The organism is Amphritea sp., assembly GCF_050300915.1.
In the GTDB taxonomy this organism is placed as follows: Bacteria; Pseudomonadota; Gammaproteobacteria; order Pseudomonadales; family Balneatricaceae; genus Amphritea.
Genome location: NZ_JBNKYN010000136.1, coordinates 1 through 4,144, shown reverse-complemented (window position 1 = coordinate 4,144; position 4,144 = coordinate 1). Strand labels below are relative to the sequence as shown.

Here is a 4,144-nt window from a genome sequence, read left to right as displayed (position 1 = left end):
ATGGCTGGGGTAGGAGGATTCGAACCTCCGCATGACGAGATCAAAACCCGTTGCCTTACCGCTTGGCGATACCCCAGTAACTCAAATCTACGGGTTTAGCCCGTAAAAGAGGCGCACATTTTCCCGGAACGGAGCGTTAAAGTCAAACAAATGGCGGCGAAAAGCGGCAATTTCACAGTGGTATTTGCCACTCTTTAGCGATGATGGTCAGACGCAGATCGTTGCGGCTGATCGTGAGCTTTTGCGGGAGTTGGTAGCCGTTCTGATTGCTGAACCTTAAGTAGTTGATTTCCCAGTTATTCTGGATCAGTTTTTGTGGCTGTTGCTGGTTCATGCTGAGTTCGTAGGGGTGCCCCGGTGCAGGGATACCTTTAATCCAGTAGGGCAGATCGCGCACGGGAAACTGCCAGCCAAGTGTCTGCTCCATCAGCAGTTCCGGTGTGGCGGCCCAGAGTGGCTCCTCGCCGGCAATATTGATGGTAATGCCTTCGTCATTACCGTCGATACGGGCCCCTCCCTGTCCCAGGGGGCCGCTCAGTTCAATCTGATAGTGCTGCTGCAGCTGATCCCAGAACAGGCTGGCATTATGGTTCTCACTGGCGGTGCGGATGCCTATTTTGCCGCGCAGTTGCCAGCTGTCAGCGGCCAGGAGCGCCTGGTATTGTTCCTCCCAGGGACGCTCGATGGGGGTGTTTTCCGGTATGGTGGATAATCCGGTACAGCCCGTCAGCAATAGTGCGGCCGCCAGCAGTAATATAAAGCGTACGCGCATCACTTATTCCTGTGGTGCGTTGATTGAGGTTGCCGCTTCCAGTAAAAACTCATTATCCGGATGCTTCTGTTGCTCTTCTCTTAACAGGCTCAGCGCTGCTTGCTGGTTGCCTGCGGCGTGGTAAGCCTGGATAAGATGGGCACTGACTTCGGGGTCTGGGAACAGGTCATAGGCTTGTTTCAGGAAGTCAACGGCAGCGGTGGCTTTTCCCTGTTTCAGCAGCACCCAGCCCATACTGTCAAGAATTGCAGGGTCGTTTGGCGACAGCTGTAACGCCTTGTCGATCAGCTCAAACGCCTCATCAAAACGGTCGGTATAGAGTGACAGGGTATAACCCAGAGCGTTCAGCGCCATGCTGTTATCGGGTTCGAGTTTGAGCACCTGGCGCAGGTCTTTCTCAATCAGGCTGATATCCTGAGGGTCAAGCGTCATCGCCCGGGTGTAAAGCAGGTTGGCGTCATTCGGGTGTTGTTGCAGGGCTTCATCCAGCAGGCTCAGAGCGGCATCTTTGAAGTCGTGCAGGTTGAGCCACTCCGCTTCCATCACGTACAGCTGAATATCAATTTCAGGCATATTATTGCGCGCATCCAGCAGAATGCCCTGGAGTCTGTCACGGTTGTTGGGATGATCCAGCAGCGCAGCGATGCGGCGATAAGCCTGCAGGATATTGTTGCTATCCTTGACCTTGATAAAGTGCGCTATCGCTTTCTCATTGTTGCCATCATGCTGTTCAATCAGGCCCAGATAGTAGTGGGGAGTGGTGTTGTCCGGATAGCGTTGCAGCAGCTCCAGCATAATCTTGCGGCTCGGCTCTACCTGCTCATTCTCCAGCAGCAGCAGGGCGGTATAGAAGGTCAGCTGGGGCTCTTCCGGAAAGGTTTCAACTAACAACAGCGCCTGCTGTACGGCTTTCTTGGTTTGCTTTGACTGGAACAGTAGCTGTACATAGAGGGTGAATAGCTGCTGGTCAGGTTGATCGGCTTCCAGCTTCGGTTCGAGTACTTTAATGGCGTTGCGGAAATGTCCTTCAGAGCGCAGCAGCTCCGCTTTCTGCAAAATCGCTTCCAGGTGATCCGGGTCATCACTGATGGCGGCATCAAAGCGTCGTAACGCGGTTTCACTGTTACCCTGCAGAGCATAGAGGATACCCAGGGTGGTTAGCAGGGTGGCGTCTGTTTCTTTGCTGGCCTGCTCTTCCAGTAGCTGGACATAAGCATTATTTTCTTCCGGGCTGAGTTTGTCGGCCTGCGCACTGATCAGCATCAGCGTCTGTTTGTCTGAGTGATGCAGCGCTTTGCGCAGCAGTGGCAGTGCTTCGGTAAAATTGCCTTTACGCAGCAACAGACTGGCGGCGATCAGATAGGGCTCAGGATTTTCGGGCTCAGCCTGCTGCCAGAGTTTGCTCGCCTGTAGCAGTGCATCATCCCGCTGCAGGTACTGGGCAATGTAGGTGGCACGTTTGGCAATCTCTGGATCGCTGGTGAGGCGTGCCTGATGCAGATAGTTATCCAGTGACAGGTCGAACTCTTTTCGCTGCCCGGCAATTTCGGCTACGATCAGCTCGTACAGGGTTTCCCGGTTGAGTTCTCCCGGCCGGTATTCCACCGGAGGCAGCGGCACAACCTCCGGGTTGGTGGCGGGTTTGCTAAACTGGCTGGTACAGCCACCCAGGCTTAATAGTACCGCTACTAAGGTTGCTGCAAACGGGGTTGCTGCCTTTGTCGCTGTCTGGATTACGACTTTTCTTCCGAGAGTAGGTGCTTTCATTCTGCTGATTATATCTGTCGCAAAGAGATTGATGGCTCCACTATAGATGAATCGAAGGGGTGTTGTCATATATGGGTGTAATTCGTAAAAAATTGATCTGATGCGGCACGGGTTTTTTAACCTTTCTGTGAATAAAGTGTATTATTACGCGCTATTTCAATCTGGGTGTTATTTTCCTCTATGGCTTTGCTCGCGTTAGGCATTAATCATAAGACAGCTTCGGTCTCGGTTCGCGAGAAGGTTGCGTTTGCGCCGGAACAGATGGCCGATGCGCTGGCGCAGGCCTGTGAACTGGCACACCTGAAAGAGGTGGCGATTCTGTCCACCTGTAACCGCACCGAGCTTTATTGCTCCACTGAGCTGGAAGGAACCCGTGCACTGTTAGAGTGGCTGGGGGGATATCACAACCTGGATCCGGAAGAGTTGCAAACCTGTAGTTATGCCCATTGGGGGCAGGAGGCTGCTCAGCATATGATGCGGGTTGCCAGTGGGCTGGACTCGCTGGTTCTCGGTGAGCCGCAAATACTGGGGCAACTTAAATCCTGCTATGCGGTGTCGCAAAGTGCTGGCGTGGTCGGTGCTGAGCTGGATCGCTTGTTTCAGCAGACGTTTGCGGTTGCGAAAAAAGTCCGTACGGACACCGCGATTGGTGAAAACCCGGTCTCTGTTGCCTATGCCTCTGTGAGCCTGGCGCAGCATATCTTTGCCGATCTGAGTCAGAGTAAGGCGCTGTTGATTGGCGCCGGAGAGACCATCGAGCTGGTTGCCCGGCACCTGTCAGAGGCTGGCGTCAAGCAGATGACGGTGGCTAACCGGACCCTGGTGCGCGCTGAAGCTCTGGCTGAGGCGTTTAATGCCCGGGCGATATTGCTGGGAGATATTCCTGAGGCGCTGGAAGATGCGGATATCGTCATTGCTTCAACTGCCAGCCAGCTACCTATTCTGGGTAAGGGCGCGGTTGAGTCTGCCTTGAAAAAGCGCAAGCACCGGCCAATCTTTATGGTGGATATTGCGGTTCCCCGGGATATTGAGCAGGAAGTTGCCGAACTGGATGATGTCTATCTCTATACCGTTGATGACCTGAAAGAGGTGATCGAAGAGAACGTCCGCAGCCGGCAAACTGCAGCCCAGGAAGCCGAGACGCTGGTGGAGGCCGGGGCATCCGAGTTTATGCGTCAGCTGCGTTCACTGGGAGCCGTTGAAACAGTGATGTCGCTGCGCCAGCAGGCGGAGCAGTTGCGCGATGCAGAATTAGAGAAAGCCCTGCGCTTGCTGAACAATGGCAAGAGTGCCGAAGAGGTGCTGAACAATCTGGCGCGCGGTTTAACCAATAAATTAATTCACAACCCGACAGTGCAGCTGCGTAAAGCCAGTGCCGAAGGCCGTGATGATTATCTCGAGATGGCGCAGGATCTGTTTCAGCTGTCTCATAATGTAAAAGAAGACTGATTAGTGATGAAAGAATCGATAGCCCTTAAACTGGAAAGCCTGGCCGACCGTTATGAAGAACTGGCGGCGTTGCTGGGGGATGCCGGGGTGATCTCTAATCAGGATAAATTTCGGGCATATTCAAAAGAGTATTCCGAACTTGAACCTGTAGTGAAA

General features: G+C 53.6%; 3 protein-coding genes, 1 tRNA gene and 1 pseudogene. 2 read left to right on the top strand and 3 right to left on the bottom strand.

The window, feature by feature from the left end; genetic code table 11:
- Window position 1 precedes the first annotated feature (1 nt).
- From ACQY8X_RS20615 to ACQY8X_RS20605, 3 genes are all read right to left on the bottom strand, one after another.
- Window positions 2-76 (bottom strand) — tRNA-Gln (locus ACQY8X_RS20615).
- Window positions 77-172: 96 nt separating this feature from the next.
- Window positions 173-772: a lipoprotein insertase outer membrane protein LolB gene (gene lolB, locus ACQY8X_RS20610; protein WP_428037010.1), complete on the bottom strand. Its 600-nt coding sequence runs from the start codon at window positions 770-772 to the stop codon at window positions 173-175.
- Window positions 773-775: 3 nt separating this feature from the next.
- Window positions 776-2,539, bottom strand: a complete 1,764-nt coding sequence (locus ACQY8X_RS20605) for a tetratricopeptide repeat protein (RefSeq protein ID WP_428037009.1) — start codon at window positions 2,537-2,539, stop codon at window positions 776-778.
- A 180-nt stretch (window positions 2,540-2,719) separates the two neighbouring features.
- On the opposite strand from ACQY8X_RS20605, the gene hemA reads away from it, so the two are divergent.
- Window positions 2,720-3,988, top strand: a complete 1,269-nt coding sequence (gene hemA, locus ACQY8X_RS20600) for a glutamyl-tRNA reductase (RefSeq protein WP_428037008.1) — start codon at window positions 2,720-2,722, stop codon at window positions 3,986-3,988.
- Window positions 3,989-3,994: 6 nt separating this feature from the next.
- Window positions 3,995-4,144 (top strand): annotated as a pseudogene (gene prfA / locus ACQY8X_RS20595) (peptide chain release factor 1); the annotation flags it as partial.

Bases quoted from the DNA above. Each gene is read 5' to 3' on its own strand.
- lolB (WP_428037010.1), bottom strand. From the start codon at position 772: ATGCGCGTACGCTTTATATTACTGCTGGCGGCCGCACTATTGCTGACG.
- ACQY8X_RS20605 (WP_428037009.1), bottom strand. From the start codon at position 2,539: ATGAAAGCACCTACTCTCGGAAGAAAAGTCGTAATCCAGACAGCGACA.
- hemA (WP_428037008.1), top strand. From the start codon at position 2,720: ATGGCTTTGCTCGCGTTAGGCATTAATCATAAGACAGCTTCGGTCTCG.